This window comes from Streptomyces sp. NPDC045968, assembly GCF_056430475.1.
The window spans coordinates 557,821-582,578 of record NZ_JBWKLF010000004.1 but is presented as its reverse complement, the minus strand read 5'-3'; the positions used below and the strand labels follow the sequence as shown (position 1 = coordinate 582,578).

The following is a 24,758-nucleotide window of genomic DNA, read 5'->3' as shown; positions in this document are numbered from 1 at the left end:
CTCGGGTACCTCTACTTGGGGACGCGGATGATCAGCGCGTCGCCCTGACCACCGCCGCCGCACAGCGCGGCGGCACCGGTGCCGCCGCCGCGGCGCTTCAGCTCCAGGGCGAGGTGCAGGACGACGCGGGCGCCGGACATCCCGATGGGGTGGCCGAGCGCGATGGCGCCGCCGTTGACGTTCACCTTGTCGGACGTGACGCCGAGGTCCTTCATCGACTGGACGGCGACGGCCGCGAACGCCTCGTTGATCTCGATCAGGTCGAGGTCCTCGACCTCTAGGCCGTCCTTCTTCAGGGCGTGCCGGATGGCGTTGGACGGCTGCGACTGGAGTGAGTTGTCCGGGCCCGCCACATTGCCGTGGGCACCGATCTCGGCGATCCAGTCCAGGCCCAGCTCCTCGGCCTTGGCCTTGCTCATCACGACGACGGCGGCGGCGCCGTCGGAGATCTGCGAGGAGGTGCCGGCGGTGATGGTGCCGTCCTTGGCGAAGGCCGGGCGCAGCTTGCCGAGCGACTCGACGGTCGTCTCGGGGCGGATGCCCTCGTCCTTGGAGAAGAGGACCGGGTCACCCTTGCGCTGCGGGATCTCGACCGGGGTGATCTCGGCCTCGAAGATGCCGTTCTTCTGGGCGGCGGCGGCACGCTGGTGGGACAGGGCGCCGATCTCGTCCTGCTCCGCGCGCTTCAGGCCGAGACGGGCGTTGTGCGTCTCCGTCGACTGGCCCATCGGGATGTTCTCGTACGCGTCGGTCAGACCGTCGTACGCCATCGAGTCGAGCATCTCGATCGCACCGTACTTGTGGCCCTCGCGGGACTTCGGCAGCAGATGCGGCGCGTTCGTCATGGACTCCTGGCCACCGGCCACCACGACGTCGAATTCACCGGCGCGGATCAGCTGGTCGGCGAGCGCGATCGCGTCGAGCCCCGACAGACAGACCTTGTTGATCGTGAGCGCGGGCACGTTCATCGGGATGCCGGCCTTGACCGCGGCCTGGCGCGCCGGGATCTGCCCCGCCCCGGCCTGAAGGACCTGGCCCATGATCACGTACTCGACCTGGTCGCCGCCGATGCCCGCCCGGTCCAGCGCGGCCTTGATGGCGACGCCGCCGAGGTCGGCTCCCGAGAAGGACTTGAGGGAGCCGAGGAGGCGGCCCATGGGCGTCCGGGCGCCCGCGACGATCACTGAGGTGGTGGTACCGGTCGTTCCTGACATGGGCACGGCCCCTAGGGGTGAGAAGTGAACGAGGGTTTACATGAATGTACTGAGCGGTACCCCGCCCGTCATCCGGCAGCGGGTGTGATCGCGCGCACGTTGCGTAACCATCGGCGGGGCGTTGCACTGGTTCCATGCTGACGCGAATCGACCACATCGGGATCGCCTGTTTCGACCTCGACAAAACTGTCGAGTTCTACCGCTCGACCTACGGGTTCGAAGTGTTCCACTCCGAGATCAACGAGGAGCAGGGCGTACGGGAGGCCATGCTCAAGATCAACGATACGTCCGACGGGGGTGCCTCGTACCTCCAGCTGCTGGAGCCGACCCGGGAGGACTCGGCCGTGGGCAAGTGGCTGGCGAAGAACGGCGAGGGCGTCCATCACATCGCCTTCGGTACGGCGGACGTGGACGGGGACGCCGCGGACATCCGCGAGAAGGGCGTACGGGTGCTGTACGACGAGCCCAGGACCGGGTCGATGGGGTCCCGGATCACGTTCCTGCACCCGAAGGACTGCCACGGTGTCCTCACGGAACTGGTCACGTCGCGGACGGAGCACTGACCCCCGGATACCCGGCCCGGTAGAGTGGGCGGTTCCGGGCCGGGGCCGGGCCGGGGCCGCGCCGCGTCCCTGCCGTTGATCTGTCACCATTCCCCGGGGGACCGCTCGCCAGGCGAGCGGTGCTCGTTTGGAGAATTGCGACCAGGGTTGGGGTCTCCCCTGCTCGAACTGAGTTGAGAGCTCGGGGAAGGATGGGACCGCGCAGTGCGGGGCTACGAACGCCAGGAGAGCCACCGAGCTGACGACGACCATCTCTCGCGGTTCGAAGCCGAGATGGACCGGCTGAAGACCGACCGGGAGAAGGCCGTCCAGCACGCCGAGGACCTCGGTTACCAGGTCGAGGTCTTGCGTGCCAAGCTGCACGAGGCCCGGCGCAATCTCGCGAGCCGTCCCGCCTACGACAGCGCGGACCTCGGCTACCAGGCCGAACAGCTGCTCCGTAATGCGCAGATCCAGGCCGACCAGCTGCGCACCGACGCCGAGCGCGAGCTGCGTGACGCCCGGGCGCAGACGCAGCGGATCCTCCAGGAGCACGCGGAGCACCAGGCGCGTCTGCAGGCCGAGTTGCACGCCGAGGCCGTCCAGCGCCGCCAGCGGCTCGACCAGGAGCTGGCCGAGCGCCGCCAGACCGTCGAGTCCCACGTCAACGAGAACGTCGCCTGGGCCGAGCAGTTGCGCGCCCGCACCGAGTCGCAGGCCCGCCGGCTCCTGGAGGAGTCCCGCGCCGAGGCCGAGCAGTCGCTCGCGGCGGCCCGTGCCGAAGCCAACCGGCTCGCGGACGAGACCCGTCAACGGCTGGGCTCCGAGGCCGAGTCGGCCCGCGCCGAAGCCGAAGCGATCCTGCTGCGGGCCCGGAGGGACGCCGAACGCCTGATCAACGCCGCGTCGGACCAGGCGCAGGAGGCCACCTCCCACGCCGAGCAACTGCGCACCTCGGCCACGGCGGAGACCCAGCAGACCCGGCAGCAGACCGCCGAACTGAACCGGGCCGCCGAGCAGCGCATGCAGGAGGCCGAGACGCAGCTGCGCGAGGCCCGCCTGGAGGCCGACAAGGTCGTCGCCGAGGCGAAGGACGCCGCGGCCAAGCGGCTGGCCGGCGCCGAGTCGCAGAACGAACAGCGCACGCGTACGGCCAAGTCGGAGATCGCCCGGCTGGTCGGCGAGGCCACGAAGGACGCCGAAGCGCTCAAGGCGGAGGCCGAGCAGGCGCTCGCCGACGCCCGCGCCGAGGCGGAGCGGCTCACGTCCGAGGCGTCCGAGAAGGCGCGCACCGCCGCTGCCGAGGACACCGCCGCCCAGCTCGCCAAGGCGGCCAGGACGGCCGAGGAGGTGCTGACCAAGGCGTCCGACGACGCGAAGTCCACCACCAGGGCGGCGAGCGAGGAAGCCGACCGGATCCGCCGTGAGGCGGAGGCCGAGGCCGACCGGCTGCGCGGCGAGGCCGCCGAGCAGGCGGACCAGCTCAAGGGCGCGGCCAAGGACGACACCAAGGAGTACCGGGCCAAGACGGTCGAGCTCCAGGAGGAGGCACGCAGGCTGCGCGGCGAGGCCGAGCAGCTGCGTTCCGAAGCGGTCGCCGAGGGCGAGCGCATCCGCGGGGAGGCCCGCCGCGAGGCAGTCCAGCAGATCGAGGAGGGTGCGCGCACCGCCGAGGAGCTGCTGACCAAGGCCAAGGCGGACGCCGACGAGCTGCGTACCTCCGCCGGCGCCGAGAGCGACCGGGTCCGTTCCGAGGCCGCCGAGCGTGCCACCGCCCTGCGCAAGCAGGCGGAGGAGACCCTGGAGCGCGCCCTCGCCGAGGCCGAGCGGCTGCGGACCGAGGCCGAGGAGCAGGCCGAGTCCACCACCGCCGCCGCCGAGCGGGCGGCCACGGAGCTCCGCGAGGACACCGAGCGGGCGGTCGCCGCCCGGCGCACCGAGGCCGCCGACGAGCTCGCCCGACTGCACACCGAGGCCGAGAAGCGGGTCGCCGCGGCCGAGGAAGCGCTCGCCGAGGCCCGCACCGAAGCCGAACGGGTACGCCTCGAAGCGAACGAGGAGGCCGAGCGGCTGCGCGCGGAGGCCGCCGAGCGGCTGCGCACCCTCCGGGAGCAGGCCGAGACGGAGGCCGAGCGGCTGCGTACCGAAGCCGCCGCCGACGCCGCGCAGTCCCGCGCGGAGGGCGAGTCCGTCGCCGTACGGCTGCGCAGTGAGGCGGCCGCCGAGGCCGAGCGCCTCAAGACCGAGGCGCAGGAGAGCGCCGACCGGGTGCGGGCCGAGGCAGCAGCCGCCGCCGAGCGGGTCGGTACGGAGGCCGCCGAGGCCCTCGCCGCCGCCCAGGAGGAGGCGAACAGGCGCCGCCGCGAGGCCGAGGAGACGCTCGGTGCCGCACGCGCCGAGGCGGACCAGGAGCGCGAGCGGGCCCGCGAACAGAGCGAGGAGCTCCTCGCCTCCGCCCGCAAGCGGGTCGAGGAGGCGCAGACCGAGGCCCAGCGCCTGGTCGGGGAGGCGGACCGCCGCGCGACCGAGATGGTCTCCGCCGCCGAGCAGACCGCACAGCAGGTACGGGACTCCGTCGCCGGTCTCCAGGAGCAGGCCGAGCAGGAGATCGCCGGCCTGCGCTCCACCGCCGAGCACGTCGCCGAGCGGACCAGGACCGAGGCGCAGGAGGAGGCCGACCGGGTCCGCGCCGACGCCTACGCCGAGCGGGAGCGTGCCACCGAGGACGCCAACCGCATCCGGAGCGTCGCGAACGAGGAGACGGAGGCCGCGAAGGCGCTGGCCGAGCGCACGGTCTCCGAGGCGATCACCGAGGCCGAGCGGATGCGCGCGGACACCTCGGAGTACAGCCAGCGGGTCCGTACCGAAGCGTCCGACGCTCTCGCGTCGGCCGAGCAGGACGCCTCCCGCTCCCGCGCCGAAGCCCGCGACGACGCCAACCGCATCCGCGGCGAGGCTGCCGCGCAGGCCGACCGGCTCATCGGCGAGGCGACCAGCGAGAGCGAGCGGATCCGTACCGAGACCACGGCACAGTCGGAGCTCCTGGTCCGCGAGGCCACCGAGGAGGCCGAACGGCTGCGCGCGGAGGCGACCGCGCAGAGCGACCAGCTCATCGGCGACGCCACCAACGAGGCCGAGCGGCTGCGCGCCGAGGCGGCGGAGACCGTGGGTTCGGCGCAGGAGCACGCGGCACGGACCCGCGCCGAGTCCGAACGGGTGCGCGCCGAAGCGGAGTCGGCGGCCGAGCAGATGCGTTCGGAGGCCCGCCAGGAGGCCGACCGCATGCTCGACGAGGCACGCGAGGCCGCGTCCAAGCGCCGTGCCGACGCCGCCGAGCAGGCCGACCAGCTCATCAACAAGGCCCAGGAGGAGGCGCTGCGCGCCGCCACCGAGGCCGAGGAGCAGGCGGACACGATGGTCGGCGCGGCCCGCAAGGAGGCCCTGCGGATCACCTCGGAGGCGACGATCGAGGGCAACTCCCTGGTGGAGCGGGCCCGTACGGACGCCGACGAGCTGCTGGTGGGCGCCCGCCGCGACGCCACGGCCACCCGGGAACGGGCCGAGGAGCTCCGGATTCGTCTGGAGAGCGAGATCGAGGAACTGCACGAGCGGGCGCGCCGCGAGACCTCCGAGCAGATGAAGACCGCCGGCGAGCGTGTCGACAAGCTGATGAAGGCGGCGACGGAGCAGCGCGACGAGGCGGCGGCGAAGGCCAAGGAGCTGCTGGCGGACGCGAATTCGGAGGCCGGCAAGGTCCGGATCGCCGCGGTGAAGCGCGCCGAGTCGCTCCTCAAGGAGGCCGAGCTCAAGAAGGCCACCCTGGTTCGCGAGGCGGAGAAACTGCGCGCCGAGGCGGAGGCGGAGGCGAAGCAGATGGTGGACGAGGGCCGGCGCGAGCTCGATGTGCTCGTGCGCAGGCGAGAGGACATCAATGCGGAGATCTCCCGTGTCCAGGACGTGCTCGAAGCGTTGGAGTCTTTCGAGGCGCCGACGGTGGGCGGGAAGACGGCCAACGGAAGTACACCCGGTGGCGTCAAGGCCGGAGCCGCGGCGGCCAACCGTTCGGGTGGCAAGTCGTCCGAGGGCTAGCCGGTCAACCGCGTCACATGCTTCGACATGGACATTCAACCCTTCGAGTGGCAAGCGCTCCGGAGGTCAGCCACTCAAAAGGGGTGTCATTCTCCAGATCAAAGCGGCATCTGCACGTTGACACGCCGCTCAGGCCCCTAGGATTCCCCCTATCACCTCACCGGTCTCATTCGACAGGAAACCCATGAGCGACCCTTCCTCCCCCTTCGGCTTCGAGCTCGTGCGACGTGGTTACGACCGCGGTCAGGTGGACGACCGCATTACCAAGCTGGTCGCCGACCGTGATAGTGCTCTGGCTCGAATCACCTCTCTGGAAAAGCGCATCGAGGAGCTCCACCTCGAAACGCAGAACGCCCAGGCCCAGGTCAACGACGCCGAGCCGTCGTACGCCGGTCTGGGTGCCCGCGTCGAGAAGATCCTCCGCCTCGCCGAGGAGGAGGCGAAGGACCTCCGCGAGGAGGCCCGTCGCGCCGCCGAGCAGCACCGTGAGCTGGCCGAGTCGGCCGCCCAGCAGGTGCGCAACGACGCCGAGTCGTTCTCCGCCGAGCGCAAGGCGAAGGCCGAGGACGAGGGCGTCCGCATCGTCGAGAAGGCCAAGGGTGAGGCGAACACGCTGCGCACCGAGGCGCAGAAGGACGCTCAGCAGAAGCGCGAGGAGGCCGACGCCCTCTTCGAGGAGACCCGCGCCAAGGCCGCCCAGGCCGCCGCGGACTTCGAGACGAACCTGGCGAAGCGCCGCGAGCAGTCGGAGCGCGACCTCGCGTCCCGTCAGGCGAAGGCGGAGAAGCGTCTCGCCGAGATCGAGCACCGCGCCGAGCAGCTCCGCCTGGAGGCCGAGAAGCTCCGTACGGACGCCGAGCGCAGGGCGCGTCAGACGGTGGAGACGGCGCAGCGCCAGGCCGAGGACATCGTGGCCGACGCGAACGCCAAGGCCGACCGTATCCGCAGCGAATCGGAGCGCGAGCTCGCGGCGCTCACCAACCGCCGCGACTCGATCAACGCCCAGCTGACCAACGTCCGCGAGATGCTGGCGACGCTGACGGGTGCCGCGGTGGCCGCCGCCGGCTCCCCGGTGGACGACGAGCCCGCCACCCGTGGGGTTCCGGCTCAGCAGACCCGCTGACCCCGGAGTACCGCAGCTGTACCACCCGGCAAGCTCCCGCGCGCCCGGTTCCGCCCTTGTGGTGGCGCCGGGCGCGCGGCCGTTCTAGCGTGAACGCATGATCGAGCTTGAGGGCCTCACCAAGCGATTCGGCGACAAGGTCGCCGTCGACCACCTGACGTGCCAGGTCAGACCGGGAATGGTGACGGGTTTTCTCGGCCCCAACGGCGCGGGGAAGTCGACCACGATGCGGATGATGCTCGATCTCGACAACCCCACCAGCGGTACGGTCCGCATCGACGGCAAGCACTACCGGGACCTGGACGAACCCCTCAAGCACATCGGCGCGCTGCTCGACGCCAAGTCGATGCACGGGGGCCGCAGCGCGTACAACAATCTGCTCTGTCTCGCCCAGAGCAATCGCATCCCGGCCGGCCGGGTCGGAGAAGTCCTCGACATGGTCGGACTCGGCGCGGTGGCCAGGAAGAAGTCGAAGGGTTTCTCGCTCGGGATGGGCCAGCGGCTGGGAATCGCTTCGGCACTTCTCGGTGATCCCGAGATCCTGATGTTCGACGAACCCGTCAATGGTCTGGACCCCGAGGGAATTCACTGGATCAGAAATCTGATGAAGGCCCTCGCGGCAGAGGGCCGGACGATCTTCGTCTCGTCCCATCTGATGAGCGAAATGGCACTGACCGCCGACCACTTGATCGTGATCGGGCAGGGCAGACTGCTCGCGGACACCTCGATGGCGGATTTCATCCACGACAACTCCCGCAGTTATGTACGGCTGCGTTCCCCGCAACGGGAACGGCTGCGCGATGTGCTGCACGCGGAGAGTCTCGTCGCCGTCGAGTCGGGCAACGGCGCCCTGGAGATCGACGGCGCCACCACGGAGGCGATCGGCGAGCTCGCCGCCCGGCACCAGATCGTGCTGCACGAACTCAGTTCCCAGCGGGCCTCGCTGGAAGAGGCCTTCATGCAGATGACCGCGGGGTCCGTGGAGTACCACGCGCACTCGGAACGCGACGGCGCGCCGCCGACTCCCGCGGGTCCGCAGTGGGGCGGCGAGCGGGACCGGTCCGCGGGCGGCGTTTCCGATCACGGCAAGGGAGCATGACCACGATGGCATCGGTACCCGCGGTCCTGACCTCCGAGTGGACCAAGATCCGTACGGTCTCCTCGACCACCTGGACGCTCATCTCCGCGTTCGCCGTCACCGTCGCGATGAGCGCGGCGCTCTGCGCACTGATGAACTCCCAGTTCGACGAACTCTCCGACGCCGAGCGGGCCACCTTCGACCCGACCTTCATCAGCTTCTCCGGGATGATTCTCGGTCAGCTCGCGATGGTGGTCTTCGGTGTCCTGGTGGTCGGTACGGAGTACAGCTCCGGCATGATCCGTACGTCACTGGCGGCCGTGCCCCAGCGCGCCACGTTCCTCTTCAGCAAGATCGTGGTGGCGGGCGTCCTGGCCCTGGTGGTCGGTCTCGCGACCAGCTTCGTCTCGTTCTTCCTCGGCCAGGCACTGCTCGGCGACCACCGTACGGACCTCGGTGCGGACAACGTGCTGCGCGCGGTCTTCGGCGGCGGCGTCTACATGGGTCTGATCGCGATCTTCTCGATGGGCGTGGCCACGATGCTGCGCAGTTCGATGCTGTCGCTCGGCATCCTGATGCCGTTCTTCTTCCTCGTCTCGCAGATCCTGTCCGCCGTGCCGGGCGCCAAGAACGTGGCCCAGTACTTCCCCGACCAGGCCGGATCGAAGATCATGCAGGTGGTTCCCGACGCCATGAACAGCGACCCGGCGCCGTACGGGCCGTGGGGTGGACTCGGCATCCTGCTGGCGTGGGTGGTGGCCGCGCTGGCCGGCGGATACGTCGTACTGAAGAAGCGCGACGCGTAACAACTTGGCTGGAACCGTCAAGGCGTGGTTATCCTCCTAACTCTTACGGGGGCGTGCGGCCGGGTGGCCTGTGCCCCGACGACAGATAAGTCGATGGGGCTGGAGAATGATCGAGGCAGTCGGCCTGACCAAGCGCTACGGCGCGAAGACGGCCGTGCACAACCTTTCCTTCCAGGTACGGCCGGGGGCCGTCACCGGGTTCCTCGGTCCCAACGGGTCCGGCAAGTCCACCACCATGCGCATGATGCTCGGTCTGGACACCCCGACCGCGGGCCATGTGACGATCGGTGGCCACGCCTTCCGCAGCCTGCCGAACGCACCGCGCCAGGTGGGCGCTCTGCTCGACGCCAAGGCGGTGCACGGCGGCCGCAGCGCCAGGAACCATCTCCTCTCGCTGGCGCAGCTGTCCGGTATCCCCGCCGCCCGGGTCGACGAGGTGCTCGGTGTCGTCGGCCTCCAGGACGTGGCCCGCAAGCGGTCCAAGGGCTTCTCGCTCGGTATGGGACAGCGGCTGGGGATCGCCGCGGCCATGCTCGGCGACCCGCAGGTGCTGCTCTTCGACGAGCCGGTCAACGGTCTCGACCCCGAGGGCATCCTCTGGGTGCGCAACCTCATGAAGATGCTGGCCTCGGAGGGACGCACGGTCTTCGTCTCCAGCCACCTGATGAGCGAGATGGCGCTGACCGCCGACCACCTCATCGTGATCGGGCGCGGCCAGCTGCTCGCCGATATGAGCGTCACGGACTTCATCTCCGCCAACTCGGCCGACTTCGCCCGCGTCCGGGTCCCTTCGGACGTCCCGGAGCAGCGCGAGAAGCTGACCGCCTCGCTCACCGAGGCGGGCGGTCAGGTCATGTCGGAGCCGGACGGGGCGCTGCGCGTCACCGGTCTCCCGCTGCCCCGGATCAGCGACCTGGCGCACGGCGCGGACGTCCGGCTGTGGGAGCTCTCGCCGCACCAGGCGTCGCTGGAGGAGGCGTACATGCGGATGACGCAGGGCGCCGTTGACTACCGCTCGACCGTGGACGCCAAGGCGGCGCTCCAGCAGCAGGCTCCGGCCGGCTACGGACAGCAGCCCGGCTACGCGCAGCCGCAGCCCGAGATGCCGCAGCAGGGCTGGTACGCCCCGCCGCCCCCGGGACAGAACCCGTACGCGTCCGCCCCGGCCGCGCAGCCGCCCGTCGCGGCCCCGGCGCCCCCTCCGGCCGCGTCTCCCGTTGCGGCCGCCACCCCCGCCGCCGCTCCCGCCCCCGCAGAACCGACCAAGCGCGAGACCAGCGAGGACTCCCGATGACGACGCCGGCGCCCCAGGCCCCGTACCAGCCCCCGCAGCAGGCGCAGAACTGGCAGGGCGCTCCCCAGGGCCTCTACAGCTCGCCGATCCCGGTGCGCCGCGCCAGCCTCAGCGACGCGATCGCCTCCGAGTGGACGAAGATCCGCTCCGTGCGCTCCACGATGTGGACGCTCGGCGTGATGGTCGTGCTGCTGCTCGGCATCGGGCTGCTGTCCGCGATCGCCGTCAGCACGTCGGACGCCGATCTCGGGGACACCCCGGTCCTCAGCCTCGGCTTCTTCGGAGTGCTGCTCGGTTCGATCTGCGTGATCACGCTGGGCGTGCTGACGATCGCGTCGGAGTACGGCACCGGAATGATCCGTACGACGCTGACGGCCTGCCCCAGCCGCGCCCGGGTGCTGACCGCGAAGGCGATCGTCTTCTTCCTGCTGTCCTTCGTGATCACCACGGTGACGACCGCGGTCGTCGGCGTCCTCCAGACGTCCATGCTGGACGGCGTGGAGCCCACGGGCGACGACTGGCTGCGCTCCACGGTGGGGGTCGGCCTCTACGTCGCGACGCTGGGACTGCTCTCGCTCGCGCTCGGTGCGCTGATCCGGCACTCGGCCGGCGCGATCACCATCATGATCGCCGTGGTGCTGCTGCCGCTGGTCCTGGCGATGTTCATGTTCTCGGAGTCGCTGGCCGACCTGCAGAAGGCGCTCTTCGAGTACTCGATCCCCAACCAGCTCGGCGCGTTCTACGACGCGTCGGTCACCGCCTCGGGGCCGACCGGCTGGGAGCCCCTGTGGATCATCCTGGGCGTGACCGCGGCCGCCATGGCGGGTGCCTATCTCACGCTGGACCGCCGCGACGTCTGACGTACGGCGTGCGGCGTGCGGCGCCTGACGTCCGTCTTCCTGACGTCCGGCCCGCCGCTCAGTGCCGCGGGGCGTTCCTGGACCGCTGTACCCGTGTGGTGCGGCGGTCCTTCGCGTTCCAGCACGCCTTGTGCCAGTGTCTGCGGTCGTCGATGCCGCCGAACTCGGGCCAGGCGACCAGATGCGGGACACCGGACGGGATCTCCTGGTCGCAGCCGGGGCAGCGGTACCGTTTCCCCGCCGCGCTCGCACCGCTCACCGGGCGCACCGACCACTCCTCGCCCTGCCAGCTCTCGGTGGCTCCGCCTCCGCCGTACCGCTGCCCCTCAGCGAATGGTCTGCTGGTGGGGCTCTCGCCGCCTCGGGGGCGGTTGCGGCGCGGAGACACGTGACACCTCATGGGGGCAGAACGGGCGGTTGCCCGTCCAGCGTAGGCCCATCGGGCCGGGCGACCGGCCCGTACGGCGGGAGTCCCCAGCGACGCCGGAGGCGAGTTACCGGAAAATCGCAACAACTTCCCCATGGACCGTGCCTTTGGCACGTGTCAGACGTTGTTGCCTGTAGGGGAGAACCGCGTCGGCCGCAAGGAGGTAACAGGCGATGCGCGTCGGAACGTTCGTACTGGCAGCTCAGTTTCCGGGCCAGGGACAGGGTGAGGCACTGCACCGGGCGGTCCGGTCCGCGGAGGTCGCGGAGGAGTCCGGACTCGACTCGGTCTGGCTGGCCGAGCACCATTTCGTGCCGTACGGGGTATGCCCGTCCGCCGTCACACTGGCCGCGCTGCTGCTCGGCCGCACCCGCAGAATCCGGGTCGGTACGGCGGTGAGCGTGCTGCCGACCCAGCACCCCGTGGCCCTGGGCGAGCAGGCCGCGCTGCTGCACATCACCAGCGGAGGGCGGTTCTCCCTGGGGGTGGGCCGGGGCGGTCCCTGGGTGGACCTGGAGGTGTTCGGCGGCGGTCTCGCCGCGTACGAGAGGGACTTCCCCGAGTCGCTGGAGCTGCTGCTCGACTGGCTGCGCAAGCCGCGGGTGGCGGGCACCGGGGACCGGTTCGGTTTCAGGGAGGTCGCGGTCGTGCCACGCTCCGACGAGCTGCTGGCCGACGGCCCGGCCTGCCCCGGGGGCCCGGAGGTGATCGTGGCGTGCACCTCGCCGAAGAGTGTCCGGCTCGCCGCGGCGAAGGCGCTGCCGATGCTCCTGGGCATGCACTGCGGGGACGAGGAGAAGGCGGAGATGGTCGCCCTGTGGCGGACGGCCGCCCGGGAGGCCGGACACCCGCCCGATGTCGTGGAGAGCGTCGGACATGTGTCCGCAGGGGTGGCCCAGATCGCGGACAGGCCCGCCGACGCCACGGAGACGCTCGTGAAGGCGATGCCGGGGTGGCTCAAACAGGGACTGGACGCCCATGTGACGGTCGACGGCAGGCACCGGGTCATGCGCGACCCCGTCGCCTATACGGAACTGCTGTGCGGCATGCATCCGGTGGGCCCGCCCCGCCTCGCGGCCGACCGGCTCGCGGCGACCGCGGAGCGGACCGGGATCACCCGCTTCGCGCTCCTCGTGGAAGGCTCGGGCGACCTCGCCGCAACCGAGGAGAACGTGCAGCGCCTGGGCACCGAGGTGCTGCCGCTGCTGACGTGATGCGCTCATTCCGGTGGTCCTGGTGGTGCCGGTAGTTCTGGTGATGCTCATGGTGCCGGTGTGCTGGTGGTACGGGAGCTGCCGCCCCGGAGCCTGTCGCACCTCCCGCGGCCCGGAGCGGCAGCAGAAGCGTTCAGCAGTCCCGCAGTCCGGGCGACTGGTTGAGCAACTGGCCCCTCACCGAGGTGAAGCGGGCCAGACGCTCGTCGACCGAAGCGTCCAGCGGGAACACCGCTACGCGGTGGCAGTTCTGGAATGCCAGACGCACTCCGAAGTGCCGCTGAAGCGCGCCGCGTATCGCATCACTCGCGAGCGCACGCAGCAGCTGACCACGTGCCTGCTCGTCCGGCGGCGGCGTCTGGTTGTCGGCGAACTGTCCGCCGTCGACCTTCAGCTGGGCCACCAGAGAGCTGATCATCTCCCATGCGTAGGGCAGGGAGGTCCGGACGCAGTCGACGAAGTCGGCTTCGTCGACCTCGCCTCGCTCGGCCTGTTCCAACAGCGCCGGTGAGACGTCGAGCGACATGGGTTCTCCTCTCGCGACCCCGACAGTTGGCCGGGGCCTTACGGGCAGGGAAGGAGGACGGCGACGCAGCGTACACAGACGGCGACCTCCTGCTTACACGGTAAGCGCGCAGTCCGGGCCGCACCAGGAGATTGGGAACACAACCGGCCAATAACGAAGGCTGTCAAAGAGGGGCAAGCCCGCGGGGAGGGGTCGGGTGCGCACGGGAGAGAGCCGGGGGAATCGCGTGGAGCACCCGTCGTCGAGTAGCGTTGCCGACCATGCGTCTCGTCATCGCCCGTTGCTCCGTCGACTACGCGGGCCGGCTCACCGCCCACCTGCCCTCCGCCCCCCGTCTGATCCTGGTGAAGGCGGACGGCAGTGTGTCGATCCACGCCGACGACCGGGCGTACAAACCGCTCAACTGGATGTCCCCGCCGTGCTCCCTGAAGGAGGGCGCCGACGGTGACGCGGGCATCTGGACGGTGGTGAACAAAGCGGGCGAGAAACTGATCATCACGATGGAGGAAATCCTCCACGACTCCTCGTACGAACTGGGCGTCGACCCCGGCCTGATCAAGGACGGCGTGGAGGCGCACCTCCAGGAGCTGCTGGCCGACCGGATCGAGATCCTCGGCGAGGGCCACACGCTCATCCGCCGTGAGTACCCCACCGCCATCGGTCCCGTGGACATCCTGTGCCGTGACGCGGACGGCGGGACGGTGGCCGTGGAGCTGAAGCGCCGCGGTGACATCGACGGTGTGGAGCAGCTGACCCGTTATCTGGAGCTGCTCAACCGCGATCCCCATCTCGCCCCGGTGAAGGGCATCTTCGCGGCGCAGGAGATCAAGCCGCAGGCGCGGGTCCTGGCGACGGACCGCGGTATCGGCTGTGTGGTCCTGGACTACGACGCGATGCGGGGCATCGAGGACGACAAGCTGCGGCTGTTCTGACCGAGGTTCCTGTGTCCTCGGTCGCCGGACGGGCTTGATTTTCGCCCGTCCGGCTTTCCGCGTCCCGCCCGGGGGTCAGGCGGTTTTCTCGTCGGCAGTCGTGTCCCCCGTCGGCCCGTCGGCCGAGTCGCTGTTCGACGGCTGTGTCTGTGTCTCCGTGTCCGTCGGGGTCGGGGTCGGAGTCGCCGTCTCCGAAGCCGACTCCGACGGAGTCGGGGACGATTCCGAGGGGCTCGCGGACGTGGTGGGCGGCGTGGTGGCCGACTTGGTCGGTGTCTTGGGCCCGCTCGGCGTACTCGGCCCCTCGCTCGTCGGGTCGTCCGACGTCGGCGTGGCTCCCGGGTCCGAGGTGTCCGTGGACGAGGGGGTCCCGGCGGACGGAGTGGCCTGGCCGGACGGGCCGGGGGGCTGCGTGCCCCCGCCGGGCGTACCGCTCTCGGCCGGTGCGCCGTCCGACGGCTCCTCGGCCGGGAGACCGTTTTCGCTGCCGTCCTCGTCGGCGGACTGCTCGGTCGTCACGTTCCGGCTGTCCGGCTCCTCGCTGCCCGAGGTCGAGCCGAGCGCCACGACGGTGCCGAGCAGGGCCACCAGGAGCGCGCCCGCGCCGGCCCCGACCAGGTTGCGCCGGGTGCCGCGAAGGAACGCGGGACCGCGGCCCGCCGGGGTGTCCGGGCGGGAGACCACGGTGGCCGTCTCGGCGTGCACGGGCTGCCCGGGAAAGAGCGGCAGGACCGCCGGGGTCCCGCCGGGCGGCGAAGCCGGCCCCTCGTACCGTACGGCTGCGAGCTCCTCGCCGGCCGGGGTGCCCGGTACCGGTCCGCGGGTGCGGTCCTCGACCAGGGCGAGCGCCCTGCGCCCGGCCACCGCGCCGGACTTGTCGGCGAGCGCCCCGCGCATGCCGATCGACGCCTCCAGTTCGGCCCTGGCCCGTTCCAGATGGCCGGTGCAGAGCGCGAGTACGCCCAACTCGTGGTGGAAGTAGGCCTCTTCCGCCACCTCGCCGGCGATCCGCGCGCCCTCCTGGCCGATTCTGAGGACCTTCTCCCAGGCTCCCCACTGCATTCCGGCGGCGAAGGCCGGAGAGGCGCTGCGGGCCAGCAGTACGGCGACGCTGGCCTGCCCGGCCCGGTCGCCCGGCACCAGCTGCGTCAGCGCGGCGAGTACGGCGTCGGCCTCGGCGACCGCCCGCTCGGAGGTGACCGAGGGGTGCCCCGCCCACCAGGCGTAGTGCTGGGCGGCGGTCCTGGCGCGGTCGGTCGCGCCCTCGCCGTACCCGCCGGCCTCCAACTGGGCGACGACACCGGCCGCGAGCCGGTAGCGGGGGCCGGCCGGGGAGAGCAGTCCGCACCCGGCCAGTTCGCCGAGGGCGGCGTCGGCGTGGGTGTCCCCCACGAGCGCCGGCAGGTGCGCCTGGTGCGGCACCTCACCGCCGAGCGCGACGGCGAAACGCAGGGTCTCGCGCGCGGCCTCGCTCAGCCGGGAGGCGAGCAGCACCGCGGGCGCCGCGCCCTCCCCCAGGCTGGGCAGCGGCTGCTCCGGCCCGTCCTCGGGTGCGAGGGGCGCCGCGGAGCCGTACGCGTCCATGGCTTCCGGATCGTGCGGGAAGTCGCGGTGGCGCAGCAGCGCGCCGGCCTGGACGAAGCGCAGGGGCAGTCCCTCCGACTCGAACCAGAGGTCACCCGCCCAGTTCGCCTCGTCCTCGGTGAGCGGGCGTTCGACGACCTGCTCCAGCAGGTCGATCGAGGCACTGCGGCCGAGCCCGGTGAGAGAGAGCTCTTCCAGGTGCGCGTCGGGTCCGGGCGCGGCGACATCGGGAGTCGCGGCGAGCACGAACGCGCACTCGGGCGTGGCGTCGAGCAGTTCGTCGAGCGCGCCGCCGCCGAACTCCAGGTCGTCGAGGACGACGACGGCGCCGATGCCCCGGATCAGCCCGAGGAGTTCTTCGCGGCCGGGACGGTGCGACGGCGCGCGGTACACCGCCTCGAAGAGTGCGTACTGGAGGTCCGTGGTGGTGCGCTTGTGGCCGCTGAGACGTACGACGCCGTCGGGCGCCAGATCCGCGCAGTCGGCGGCGACGGCGTCCAGCAGGGCCGTGCGGCCCGATCCGGCGGGGCCGGTGACGCGTACGGACCGTCCGCGTGCCAGCAGCCGTACCAGGCGGTCGCGGATCTCCTGGCGTTCCAGGAGCGGCAGTCGGGGGCCGGGCGGGCCCGGCGGGACGGACGGCGCCGCGGCACGTTCGCGTTCCGCGCGCTCGGTGGCGGTGTGCCGTACGGGCGGTTCGGGCTGCCGGCCCGGCGGGCAGGGTTCGACCTCGCTGCCGTCGACCGGGTTGACCGTGAGGAGCAGGTCGCCCGAGATGAGCTGGACGGTGCGGGCCTGCTTCGGTGTCTGGAGCCCGAAGTCGGGCGTCAGCGGTTCACGGGACTGCCGTTGCGGCGCGCCGTCCTCCGCGAAACCGTCGTGGTCCCGGCCGTACTCGTCGGATCCCCGGTTGTTCGGGTCCATTGCAAAGCCCCCAGATGCGTCGCGCGCGAATGTCCCTCCCGGCCTCGCACGCCCCGCTGTCGCTTCTGGTCCGGTGTCCGCCCATGGGTCCGTCAGTCGGCAGACGGCCGAACCCTAGACCTTCGCACAGTATCCAGGAACCGGCGGGGTGCCGCGCCGCCCGGGACATCACGGTCTCGTGAGGATTGTGCGTGCGACGCCACCGGGCCCTGCCGGTGGCGACCTCAGACGCGCGGCAGCGACTCCGCGGCGATTCCGCCCTCGATGGCCAGGATGCGGTGCAGCCTGGTCGCGACGAGCAGGCGCTGCATCTGTGGTGGTACGCCGCGCAGAACGAGCCGTCGGCCGGCCCTGCCGGCCCGTCGGTGGGCGCCCATGATGACGCCGAGTCCGGTGGCATCCCAGGAATCCAGCTCGGTCAGGTCCAGCACGAGATCGCCGACGCCGTCGTCGACGGCCGAGTGCAGGACCGTACGGGCGTCCGCCGCGCTTCGGACGTCGAGGCGGCCCCCGACGACCAGCTCGGCGTGGTCGCCCCTGATGTGCATATGCGCTCCCCGGGAATACTCCGTAGCAAGGTCCGTCTGTCTCTTCTGTCTCTGCCACAACTGACTGCCGCAACGACAAGGAAGTTGCCGTCTGTAAGCGAACCGATACCGAATTCACTCCGTGGAGTGATATCGGCCCGCTCGCGCTGACTGATTCCGGTGAGCCGGACCCCTCCGGCCCACCGGGGCCCCGGGCCTGATCGACGGCAGATCAGGCGGCCCGGGACATGATCGATCTCAGTAGGTGTAGAAGCCCTGCCCGCTCTTGCGGCCGATGTCACCTGCATCGACCATCCGGCGCATCAGCTCCGGGGCCGCGAACTTCTCGTCCTGCGACTCCGTGTAGATGTTGCCGGTCGCGTGCAGCAGGATGTCGACGCCGGTCAGGTCGGCCGTGGCGAGGGGACCCATGGCGTGACCGAAGCCCAGCTTGCAGGCGATGTCGATGTCCTCGGCCGAGGCGACGCCCGACTCGTACAGCTTGGCGGCCTCGACGACCAGCGCCGAGATGAGGCGCGTGGTGACGAAGCCCGCGACGTCACGGTTGACGACGATGCAGGTCTTGCCGACCGACTCGGCGAACTCCCGCGCGGTGGCGAGGGCTTCGTCGCTCGTCTTGTAGCCGCGCACCAGCTCGCACAGCTGCATCATCGGGACCGGTGAGAAGAAGTGCACTCCGACGACCCGCTCGGGCCGCTTCGTCACGGCGGCGATCTTGGTGATCGGGATGGCGGAGGTGTTGGAGGCGAGCACGGCGTCCTCGCGCACGATCGTGTCGAGCGCGCGGAAGATCTCGTGCTTGACCTCCAGCTTCTCGAAGACGGCCTCGACGACGACATCCGCGTCGGCGACGGCGTCGAGGTCGGTGCTCGTGGTGATGCGGGCGAGCGCGGCCTCGGCGTCGGCCGCCGCCAGCTTGCCCTTGGAGACGAACCGGTCGTACGAACCCTTGATGCCGTCGAGGCCGCGGGCCAGTGCCGCGTCGGTGACGTCGCGCAGGACGACGTCCCAGCCCGCCTGGGCAGAGACCTGCGCGATCCCGGACCCCATGAGTCCGGCGCCGATGACGGCGAGCTTCCTGGCCACGTTTGCACCCCTTTGGATAACGGTTGTTCACACGCTCTCCGGCGGAGATTAGTACCCGTGAGGGGCCCTGGGGAGGCGAAGAGATGCGCGTCACGTCTCAAATGACGGACATCACACTGGTACGCCTCATTCGGTGGCGCGCCACGTGCAGTTGGCCACCTGCGTCCCCGCGGGGGCGGCCGCTTCCCTAGGCTGGCCCCATGGTCAATCTGACGCGCATCTACACCCGTACCGGCGACCAGGGCACCACCGCCCTCGGCGACATGAGCCGGACCGCCAAGACCGATTTGCGGATCTCGGCATACGCCGACGCGAACGAGGCCAACGCCGTCATCGGTACGGCCATCGCGCTCGGGCAGCTGCCCGAGGACGTGGTGAAGGTCCTCGTCCGCGTCCAGAACGACCTCTTCGACGTCGGCGCGGACCTGTCGACGCCGGTCGCCGAGGACCCGAAGTATCCGCCCCTGCGGGTCGAGCAGTCCTACATCGACAAGCTGGAGGCGGACTGCGACCGCTTCCTGGAGGAGCTGGAGAAGCTGCGCAGCTTCATCCTGCCGGGCGGTACGCCGGGGGCGGCGCTGCTGCACCAGGCGTGCACCGTAGTCCGGCGGGCCGAGCGCTCCACCTGGGCGGCGCTGGAGGTGCACGGGGACGTGATGAACGCGCTCACCGCGACGTACCTCAACCGGCTCTCCGACCTCCTGTTCATCCTCGCGAGGACGGCGAACAAGGAGGTCGGGGACGTGCTGTGGGTGCCCGGCGGCGACCGCTGAGGATCACGCCCCCTTCGGGGCCCGCTTCGGGAACAGCGTGTAGCCCCCGGCGATGACCAGGTTGATGCCGATCAGCCACAGCATCTTCTGCTGCCACATCCGCAGCGATCCGACGTCCCCGTCGCCCCCGACGTACCAGACCGCGGCCTGGAGCAGCGCCATCGCGGTCACGGCGGCAACGGTCCAGCGGGCCGCGGTGCGCCACTCGTGGGCGGCGCGCGCCATCCCGTACTTCGGCGGCTTCACCGGCGGCGGACCGCCCGCGAACCGGTGGGCAAACCGGGCGTCCGCCCACGTGATCGCCGAGTGGCCCAGTCCCACGGTGAACCCGACGTAGACGGCGGCGAGTCCGTGCTTCCAGTCGGGCTCGGCGCCGTTCTTCAGGTCGATGGCCGTGATGACCAGCAGCACGACCTCCAGCAGCGGTTCGCACAACAGCACCGCGGCGCCGAGCCGGGGCTTCTTCGCGAGGTAACGCAGCGCGAGTCCGGCGGCCAGCAGCACCCAGAAGCCGACTTCGCAGAGCACGATCAGCATGACGATCACGGTTCTTCTCCTCCCGGTCCCCTCCAGCCTCCCGGCCGCAAGGCGCCGGGGCGTCGTCGGCAGTGACGAAGCCCGACTGCATCCTTCGATGTATCCGCGGCTCACCCACCGTGCGGAGGCCCGCCCCTGGGCCTGCGTGTTGGATGGGAGGGTGCTCACCGTCTCCCGCCCGCACCGCCACGACGTACTGATCGCGGCCATCGGGCTGTCCGGCGGGCTGGTCCTCTGGCTGATCGGTCTGCACATGCAGGGCCCGCGGCCGGTCGCGGCGCCCTGGGCGGCTCTGGTGCCTCTCACCGTCATGGCCGGGCTCGAACTGCTGCGCAGGAGCGCCCCGCTGACGGCTCTGACCGTCGCCGTGCCCGCCCTGGTCGCCGACCAGTTCACGGTCGGGAACCTGGCCACCGTGCTGATGTTCACGGATGTCGTGTACGCGGCCGTGGTGTACGGGGCCCCGACCGCCGCCCGCCGTATCCCGGTGGGCTCGTTCCTGGTCACGGTCGCGGCGACGATCGGCTTCCTGGCCTGGTTCCGCACGGCGGAGGCGCTGCTGATCGGAGTCGTGACCGGCCTCGTGTCCTTCGCGCCCGCCATCACCGGCGTCAGCGTGCGCAACCATCGCGACGCGGCGGAGACCGCCCGGCTACGCGCCGACCAGACCGCGCTGCTCGCCGAGATGGACCGTACCCAGGCGGTGACCGCCGAGCGGGCACGGATGGCGCGCGAGCTGCACGACATGGTGGCCAACCACCTGTCCGCGATCGCCATCCACTCCACCGCGGCGCTCTCCATCGACGACCCGGACACCTCACGCGAGGCACTCGGGGTGATCCGTGAGAACAGCGTCGAAGGGCTGGCGGAGATGCGGCGGCTCATCGGGCTGCTCCGGCACAGCGGGACGGAGACGGAGCCGAGCGCGGCACCGACCCTCGCCTCGCTGGACGTCCTGGTCGAGCACGCCCGCACCAACGGGGCGTCGAGCGGCCTGACGTGCACGCTGGAGGACGCGCGCGGGAAGCCCGAGCGGCTGCCGGCGCCGGTCGAGCTGGCCGCGTACCGCATCGTCCAGGAGTCCCTGACGAACGCGCTGAAGCACGCCGCCCCGGGCCCGGTGGCGGTGCGGCTCGCGCGCGAGGGGAGCCTGCTCTCGGTGGAGGTCATCAGCGAGTGCGGGAACCGGCCGGGGCCGCGGGCGCCCGGTTCGGGGGCGGGCCTGGTGGGCATGCGGGAGCGGGTGGCCCTGCTCGGCGGCACGATCGAGGCGGGCCTCGTGCCCGCTGCGGACGGCCGGAGGATCTGGCGGGTACGGGCGGAACTGCCCGTCGAGGAAAGGACGACGAGGGAATGACGATCCGGGTACTGGTCGCGGAGGACCAGTCCGCCGTGCGCGCGGGGCTGGTGCTGATCCTGGGCAGCGCGCCGGACATCGAGGTCGCCGGGGAGGCGGCCGACGGGGAGGCGGCCGTGCGGCTGGCCAGGGAACTGCGCCCGGACGTCGTGCTGATGGATGTGCAGATGCCTCGGCTCGACGGGGTCTCGGCGACCCGGCAGGTGGTGGCCGAGCAGCTCGCGGACGTGCTGGTCCTGACGACGTTCGATCTGGACGAGTACGTCTTCGGGGCCCTGAGGGCCGGTGCGGCGGGCTTCCTGCTGAAGAACGCCGACGCACACGATCTGCTCGAAGCGGTACGCACGGTGGCGCGCGGCGAGGGTCTGATCGCCCCGGCGGTGACGCGCCGGCTGATCGCGGAGTTCGCCGGGGCCGCTCCCGTGCGCAGGGCGGCCGCCCCCGCTCCCCCGGGGCTGGAATCGCTCACGCGACGGGAGCACGAGGTGCTCGGATGTCTGGGCCAGGGACTGTCGAACGCGGAGATCGCGGGACGGCTCTCGATGGCCGAGGCGACGGTGAAGACGCACGTCAGCAGGCTGCTGGGGAAGCTGGAGCTGCGCAGCCGGGCCCAAGCGGCGGTGATCGCTCAGGAGTTGGGTCTCTGAGGTTTAGGGTGGATCTTTGGTCTGGACCTCTTGACGATTGGTCCAGACCTTCCTAATCTCACCGAGCACACTGCGGTGAGTACGCCATGACAAGGCGCGCTCAGGGCGGCGCAGGGTTTGCAGTCCACGGACCACCCCCGTTTGTCGGACCTCACCCGAGGAGCACCGTTGAGCACTGAGACCCCCCCACGCCGGGCCGGATTCAGAGAGAGACTCAGTACCGGCACCACCATCCGATCCAAGGCCGTAGCGGGCGTCACCGCACTGCTTCTGCCGCTCGCGGCGATGGTGGGCCTGGCCAGCCCCGCCGAGGCCGCCACATCGGCGACCGCCACCTACGTCAAGAAGTCCGACTGGGGCACCGGTTTCGAGGGCCAGTGGACGGTGAAGAACACCGGCACCACCGCGCTCTCCTCCTGGACGATCGAGTGGGACTTCCCCTCCGGCACCGCGGTCGGCTCCGCCTGGGACGCCACCGTCACCGGTTCCGGAACCCACTGGACCGCCAAGAACCTCAGCTGGAACGGCTCCGTCGCCCCCGGCGCCAGCATCAGCTTCGGCTTCAACGGGACCGGCTCCGGCTCCCCCAGCGGCTGCAAGCTGAACGGCGCCTCCTGTGACGGCGGCAGCGTCCCCGGCGACAACGCCCCCTCCGCGCCGGGCACCCCCACCGCGAGCCTGATCACCGACACCTCGGCGAAGCTCACCTGGACCGCGGCGACCGACGACAAGGGCATCAAGAACTACGACGTGCTGCGCGGCGGCGCCAAGGTCGCCACGGTCACCGGTACGACGTACACGGACACCGCCCTCACCGCGGGCACCGACTACTCGTACACCGTGCAGGCCCGCGACACCGCGGACCAGACCGGCCCGGTCAGCGGTTCGGTCGCGGTCCGCACCACCGGCGGCGGCACCACTCCCCCGACCGGCGACAAGGTCAACCTCGGCTACTTCACCAACTGGGGCGTCTACGGGCGCAACTACCACGTGAAGAACCTGGTCACCTCGGGCTCCGCCTCGAAGATCACGCACATCAACTACGCCTTCGGCAACGTCCAGGGCGGCAAGTGCACCATCGGTGACGCCTACGCCGACTACGACAAGGCGTACACGGCCGACCAGTCGGTCGACGGCGTCGCGGACACCTGGGACCAGCCGCTACGCGGCAACTTCAACCAGCTGCGCAAGCTCAAGGCGAAGTACCCGAACATCAAGGTCCTCTGGTCCTTCGGCGGCTGGACCTGGTCCGGCGGCTTCGGTGCCGCGGCCCAGAACCCGGCCGCGTTCGCCCAGTCCTGCTACGACCTGGTCGAGGACCCCCGCTGGGCCGATGTCTTCGACGGCATCGACATCGACTGGGAGTACCCCAACGCCTGTGGTCTGACCTGTGACACCAGCGGCCCGGCCGCACTGAAGAACCTCGCCTCCGCGCTGCGCACCAAGTTCGGCGCGAGCAACCTCGTCACCGCCGCCATCACCGCGGACGGCTCCGACGGCGGCAAGATCGACGCCGCGGACTACGCGGGAGCCGCGCAGTCCATGGACTGGTACAACGTGATGACGTACGACTTCTTCGGCGCCTGGGCGGCCAAGGGCCCGACGGCCCCGCACTCGCCGCTCACCTCGTACACCGGCATCCCGCAGGCCGGCTTCACCGCCGCCGACGCCATCGCCAAGCTGAAGGCCAAGGGCGTCCCGGCGAAGAAGCTGCTGCTCGGCATCGGCTTCTACGGACGCGGCTGGACCGGAGTCACCCAGTCCGCCCCGGGCGGCACGGCGACCGGAGCGGCATCGGGAACGTACGAAGCGGGCATCGAGGACTACAAGGTCCTCAAGAACAGCTGCCCGGCCACCGGTACCGTCGCCGGCACCGCCTACGCCCACTGCGGCACCAACTGGTGGAGCTACGACACCCCGGCCACCGTCGTCTCGAAGATGACGTGGGCGAAGAACCAGGGCCTCGGTGGCGCCTTCTTCTGGGAGTTCAGCGGTGACACCGCCAACGGCGAACTGGTGAGCGCGATCAACACCGGCCTCCGGTAATCCCCACGCCGTAGCACCACCGCACCACCAGCACAGCCCGGAAAAGCAGCCGGGGAGACAGGTCCGCCCCCTGTCTCCCCGGCCTTTCTCTGTCCGCGTACGGCCCCGGGGACCGAACGAGAGGCCCTAGGCCACGTTCACCCTCTGGCCGGGCGGTGCCGCCTCCAGCCAGGCGAGGAAGCCGGTCAGGGCGTCCTCGCTCATCGCCAGCTCCAGGCGGGTCCCGCGGTGGAGACAGCCGAGCACGACGGAATCGGACAGGAGCGCGAGCTCCTCCTCGCCCTCGGGCAGCCGGCGGGCGACGACCTCGATCGAGGCACGCTCCAGGGCGCGGCGCGGGCGGGGATCGTAGGAGAAGACCCGGAACCAGTCGACCCGGTCACCGCTGTAGCGGGCGACGCCGTACACCCAGCCCTTGCCGGTGGGGTCCGGTTCCTTGGGGATGTCCCAGCGGAGACTGCAGTCGAACGTTCCGCCGGAGCGCTGGATCAGCCGCCGGCGGAGGCCGAACACGAACAGACCCACCACGACCAGTACGACGACCAGACCGCCAACCCACAGAGCGAGGACCATCTCCACCGACCTCCTCGCAACGTCGATTACGGATATCCGGACCGAACTGCATCTGCATTGCCTCAGCCGCGACACGGTCTGGAGAATTCCAGCTCGGGCCGCGGCTGAGTAAAAACATCTGTCGGCGGGGTACTAGTGCAGCACCGCCACCGCGCGCAGTCGTACATCGGCGCGCCGCTCGGCGGCGGCGTCCGTGTCCGACTTCGCGCGCTCCAGCGCACGCTCGGCGCGCTGGACATCGATCTCGTCCGCCAACTCGGCGATCTCCGCCAGCAGCGACAGCTTGTCGTCCGCGAACGAGATGAATCCACCGTGCACAGCGGCGACGACGGTGCCGCCCTCACTGGTACGGATCGTCACCGGGCCCGATTCCAGCACACCGAGAAGCGGCTGGTGACCGGGCATGACGCCGATGTCGCCGGACGTGGTACGCGCGACGACCAGGGTGGCCTCGCCGGACCAGACACTGCGGTCCGCGGCGACCAGCTCGACATGCAGCTCAGCAGCCAAGGGTGGCTCCTCGGGTCACCACCCGGCGGTCGAGCCGGGTGTTGGGTCAATTCTACGGGGCGTGGTGA

The 24,758-nt window shown here is 70.8% G+C and carries 22 protein-coding genes; 13 read left to right on the top strand and 9 right to left on the bottom strand.

Going from position 1 to position 24,758, the window contains the following annotated elements:
• Positions 1-11: 11 nt before the first annotated feature.
• Positions 12-1,214: an acetyl-CoA C-acetyltransferase gene (locus AC07FA_RS15420; RefSeq protein WP_479075827.1), complete on the bottom strand. Its 1,203-nt coding sequence runs from the start codon at positions 1,212-1,214 to the stop codon at positions 12-14.
• Between the two features lie 134 nt (positions 1,215-1,348).
• On the opposite strand from AC07FA_RS15420, the gene mce reads away from it, so the two are divergent.
• The 7 genes from mce (at position 1,349) to AC07FA_RS15385 (ending at position 11,006) form a co-directional block, all read left to right on the top strand.
• Positions 1,349-1,777: a methylmalonyl-CoA epimerase gene (gene mce / locus AC07FA_RS15415; protein ID WP_328905931.1), complete on the top strand. Its 429-nt coding sequence runs from the start codon at positions 1,349-1,351 to the stop codon at positions 1,775-1,777.
• A gap of 204 nt (positions 1,778-1,981) precedes the next feature.
• On the top strand, positions 1,982-5,845 hold the full coding sequence (gene scy / locus AC07FA_RS15410; RefSeq protein ID WP_479075826.1) for a polarized growth protein Scy: 3,864 nt from the start codon (positions 1,982-1,984) through the stop codon (positions 5,843-5,845).
• 184 nt (positions 5,846-6,029) lie between these two features.
• Entirely contained in the window at positions 6,030-6,968 is a 939-nt protein-coding gene (locus tag AC07FA_RS15405; protein ID WP_443036730.1) for a coiled-coil domain-containing protein, read from the top strand.
• A 97-nt stretch (positions 6,969-7,065) separates the two neighbouring features.
• Complete coding sequence (locus tag AC07FA_RS15400) at positions 7,066-8,067, top strand: ABC transporter ATP-binding protein (protein WP_479075825.1); 1,002 nt, start codon at positions 7,066-7,068, stop codon at positions 8,065-8,067.
• A gap of 5 nt (positions 8,068-8,072) precedes the next feature.
• Positions 8,073-8,852, top strand: a complete 780-nt coding sequence (locus AC07FA_RS15395; RefSeq protein WP_479075823.1) for an ABC transporter permease — start codon at positions 8,073-8,075, stop codon at positions 8,850-8,852.
• 106 nt (positions 8,853-8,958) lie between these two features.
• The gene (locus AC07FA_RS15390; protein WP_479075822.1) at positions 8,959-10,146 is read left to right on the top strand and encodes an ABC transporter ATP-binding protein; all 1,188 of its coding nucleotides are present in this window, start codon (positions 8,959-8,961) and stop codon (positions 10,144-10,146) included.
• Positions 10,143-11,006 carry an ABC transporter permease gene (locus tag AC07FA_RS15385; RefSeq protein WP_479075821.1) on the top strand — a complete coding sequence of 288 codons (864 nt, stop codon included), beginning with the start codon at positions 10,143-10,145 and terminating at the stop codon, positions 11,004-11,006. The genes AC07FA_RS15390 and AC07FA_RS15385 overlap by 4 nt, the downstream gene beginning before the upstream one ends.
• A 58-nt stretch (positions 11,007-11,064) precedes the next feature.
• Here AC07FA_RS15385 and AC07FA_RS15380 read toward each other — a convergent pair whose 3' ends face one another.
• Positions 11,065-11,394, bottom strand: coding sequence for an ATP/GTP-binding protein (locus AC07FA_RS15380; protein WP_479075819.1), 330 nt, complete (start codon positions 11,392-11,394; stop codon positions 11,065-11,067).
• Positions 11,395-11,606: 212 nt separating this feature from the next.
• Here AC07FA_RS15380 and AC07FA_RS15375 point away from each other — a divergent pair, with 212 nt between their 5' ends.
• The gene (locus AC07FA_RS15375; RefSeq protein WP_479075817.1) at positions 11,607-12,647 is read left to right on the top strand and encodes an LLM class flavin-dependent oxidoreductase; all 1,041 of its coding nucleotides are present in this window, start codon (positions 11,607-11,609) and stop codon (positions 12,645-12,647) included.
• Positions 12,648-12,780: 133 nt separating this feature from the next.
• Here AC07FA_RS15375 and AC07FA_RS15370 read toward each other — a convergent pair whose 3' ends face one another.
• Positions 12,781-13,173, bottom strand: coding sequence for an SCO5389 family protein (locus AC07FA_RS15370; protein ID WP_307124930.1), 393 nt, complete (start codon positions 13,171-13,173; stop codon positions 12,781-12,783).
• Between the two features lie 260 nt (positions 13,174-13,433).
• Here AC07FA_RS15370 and nucS point away from each other — a divergent pair, with 260 nt between their 5' ends.
• The gene (nucS, locus tag AC07FA_RS15365; RefSeq protein WP_479075815.1) at positions 13,434-14,105 is read left to right on the top strand and encodes an endonuclease NucS; all 672 of its coding nucleotides are present in this window, start codon (positions 13,434-13,436) and stop codon (positions 14,103-14,105) included.
• Positions 14,106-14,180: 75 nt separating this feature from the next.
• Here the strand turns inward: nucS and AC07FA_RS15360 are convergent, their stop codons facing one another.
• The 3 genes from AC07FA_RS15360 to AC07FA_RS15350 form a co-directional block, all read right to left on the bottom strand.
• The gene (locus tag AC07FA_RS15360) at positions 14,181-16,613 is read right to left on the bottom strand and encodes an ATP-binding protein (RefSeq protein WP_479075814.1); all 2,433 of its coding nucleotides are present in this window, start codon (positions 16,611-16,613) and stop codon (positions 14,181-14,183) included.
• A gap of 224 nt (positions 16,614-16,837) precedes the next feature.
• The gene (locus AC07FA_RS15355; protein WP_003966237.1) at positions 16,838-17,161 is read right to left on the bottom strand and encodes an STAS domain-containing protein; all 324 of its coding nucleotides are present in this window, start codon (positions 17,159-17,161) and stop codon (positions 16,838-16,840) included.
• 237 nt (positions 17,162-17,398) lie between these two features.
• Entirely contained in the window at positions 17,399-18,247 is an 849-nt protein-coding gene (locus AC07FA_RS15350) for a 3-hydroxyacyl-CoA dehydrogenase family protein (protein WP_479075812.1), read from the bottom strand.
• 200 nt (positions 18,248-18,447) lie between these two features.
• On the opposite strand from AC07FA_RS15350, the gene AC07FA_RS15345 reads away from it, so the two are divergent.
• A complete protein-coding gene (locus AC07FA_RS15345; protein ID WP_479075811.1) occupies positions 18,448-19,020 on the top strand; it encodes a cob(I)yrinic acid a,c-diamide adenosyltransferase in 573 nt (190 codons plus the stop codon).
• A 3-nt stretch (positions 19,021-19,023) separates the two neighbouring features.
• On the opposite strand, the gene AC07FA_RS15340 is transcribed toward AC07FA_RS15345, so the two are convergent.
• On the bottom strand, positions 19,024-19,566 hold the full coding sequence (locus tag AC07FA_RS15340; protein ID WP_479075809.1) for a hypothetical protein: 543 nt from the start codon (positions 19,564-19,566) through the stop codon (positions 19,024-19,026).
• Between the two features lie 151 nt (positions 19,567-19,717).
• Here AC07FA_RS15340 and AC07FA_RS15335 point away from each other — a divergent pair, with 151 nt between their 5' ends.
• The 3 genes from AC07FA_RS15335 to AC07FA_RS15325 all read left to right on the top strand — a co-directional run bounded on the left by AC07FA_RS15335 (position 19,718) and on the right by AC07FA_RS15325 (position 23,607).
• Positions 19,718-20,914, top strand: coding sequence for a sensor histidine kinase (locus tag AC07FA_RS15335; protein ID WP_479075808.1), 1,197 nt, complete (start codon positions 19,718-19,720; stop codon positions 20,912-20,914).
• Entirely contained in the window at positions 20,911-21,561 is a 651-nt protein-coding gene (locus tag AC07FA_RS15330; RefSeq protein ID WP_479075807.1) for a response regulator, read from the top strand. Before AC07FA_RS15335 ends, AC07FA_RS15330 begins: the two co-directional genes overlap by 4 nt.
• Before the next feature lie 168 nt (positions 21,562-21,729).
• Positions 21,730-23,607 (top strand): glycosyl hydrolase family 18 protein, encoded by a 1,878-nt coding sequence (locus AC07FA_RS15325; protein ID WP_479075805.1) that lies wholly within the window; start codon positions 21,730-21,732, stop codon positions 23,605-23,607.
• Between the two features lie 126 nt (positions 23,608-23,733).
• Here AC07FA_RS15325 and AC07FA_RS15320 read toward each other — a convergent pair whose 3' ends face one another.
• Positions 23,734-24,180, bottom strand: a complete 447-nt coding sequence (locus tag AC07FA_RS15320; protein WP_479075803.1) for a DUF2550 domain-containing protein — start codon at positions 24,178-24,180, stop codon at positions 23,734-23,736.
• Positions 24,181-24,312: 132 nt separating this feature from the next.
• Positions 24,313-24,690 (bottom strand): F0F1 ATP synthase subunit epsilon, encoded by a 378-nt coding sequence (locus AC07FA_RS15315; protein ID WP_479075802.1) that lies wholly within the window; start codon positions 24,688-24,690, stop codon positions 24,313-24,315.
• Positions 24,691-24,758: the final 68 nt, after the last annotated feature.

Bases quoted from the DNA above. Each gene is read 5' to 3' on its own strand.
- AC07FA_RS15370 (WP_307124930.1), bottom strand. From the start codon at position 13,173: ATGTCGCTCGACGTCTCACCGGCGCTGTTGGAACAGGCCGAGCGAGGC.
- AC07FA_RS15390 (WP_479075822.1), top strand. From the start codon at position 8,959: ATGATCGAGGCAGTCGGCCTGACCAAGCGCTACGGCGCGAAGACGGCC.
- AC07FA_RS15395 (WP_479075823.1), top strand. From the start codon at position 8,073: ATGGCATCGGTACCCGCGGTCCTGACCTCCGAGTGGACCAAGATCCGT.
- AC07FA_RS15375 (WP_479075817.1), top strand. From the start codon at position 11,607: ATGCGCGTCGGAACGTTCGTACTGGCAGCTCAGTTTCCGGGCCAGGGA.
- AC07FA_RS15400 (WP_479075825.1), top strand. From the start codon at position 7,066: ATGATCGAGCTTGAGGGCCTCACCAAGCGATTCGGCGACAAGGTCGCC.
- AC07FA_RS15330 (WP_479075807.1), top strand. From the start codon at position 20,911: ATGACGATCCGGGTACTGGTCGCGGAGGACCAGTCCGCCGTGCGCGCG.
- AC07FA_RS15385 (WP_479075821.1), top strand. From the start codon at position 10,143: ATGACGACGCCGGCGCCCCAGGCCCCGTACCAGCCCCCGCAGCAGGCG.
- AC07FA_RS15355 (WP_003966237.1), bottom strand. From the start codon at position 17,161: ATGCACATCAGGGGCGACCACGCCGAGCTGGTCGTCGGGGGCCGCCTC.
- AC07FA_RS15405 (WP_443036730.1), top strand. From the start codon at position 6,030: ATGAGCGACCCTTCCTCCCCCTTCGGCTTCGAGCTCGTGCGACGTGGT.
- AC07FA_RS15360 (WP_479075814.1), bottom strand. From the start codon at position 16,613: ATGGACCCGAACAACCGGGGATCCGACGAGTACGGCCGGGACCACGAC.
- mce (WP_328905931.1), top strand. From the start codon at position 1,349: ATGCTGACGCGAATCGACCACATCGGGATCGCCTGTTTCGACCTCGAC.
- nucS (WP_479075815.1), top strand. From the start codon at position 13,434: ATGCGTCTCGTCATCGCCCGTTGCTCCGTCGACTACGCGGGCCGGCTC.
- AC07FA_RS15345 (WP_479075811.1), top strand. From the start codon at position 18,448: ATGGTCAATCTGACGCGCATCTACACCCGTACCGGCGACCAGGGCACC.
- AC07FA_RS15320 (WP_479075803.1), bottom strand. From the start codon at position 24,180: ATGGTCCTCGCTCTGTGGGTTGGCGGTCTGGTCGTCGTACTGGTCGTG.
- AC07FA_RS15420 (WP_479075827.1), bottom strand. From the start codon at position 1,214: ATGTCAGGAACGACCGGTACCACCACCTCAGTGATCGTCGCGGGCGCC.